The organism is Alcanivorax sp. HI0044 (assembly GCF_001634945.1).
In genome coordinates this window covers 1-462 of record NZ_LWEZ01000473.1, presented here as the reverse complement: position 1 = coordinate 462, position 462 = coordinate 1, and the positions used below count along the sequence as shown (strand labels likewise).

General features: G+C 60.2%; 1 pseudogene. It reads left to right on the top strand.

Annotated features, from left to right (window positions below):
• Nucleotides 1-462 (top strand): annotated as a pseudogene (locus A3730_RS05760) (serine--tRNA ligase); the annotation flags it as partial.

The window sequence follows — 462 nt, the reverse complement described above, 5'->3', positions numbered from 1 at the left end:
CCTGGATGCCAAGCGTAAGCAGGCAGACATCCGTTCCCAGGAGTTGCAGGCCGATCGCAAGAAAGCCTCCAGGCAGGTGGGCGAACTGATCAAGTCCGGCATGGCGGTGGAAGACGCCAAGTCGCAGGTTGCAGAAACCCTGCAAACCATCGATGCAGAGCTGGATCGCGAAGTGGCGAGCGCCAAGGCGATTCAGGAAGAAATCCGTGAATTTCTGATGGGGATTCCCAATGTGCCGCAAGATGCGGTGCCGGCAGGTAATGACGAAGAGGACAACGTGGAAGTGCGCCAGTGGGGCACACCGAAAACACTGCCGTTTGAACCCAAAGATCACGTGGATGTGGGCGAAGCCCTGGACGGCGGGCTGGACTTCGAGCGCGCGGCCAAACTGTCCGGCGCCCGGTTCTCCGTGATGAGCGGCGGGTTGGCTCGCATGCATCGGGCGCTGATCGATTTCATGCT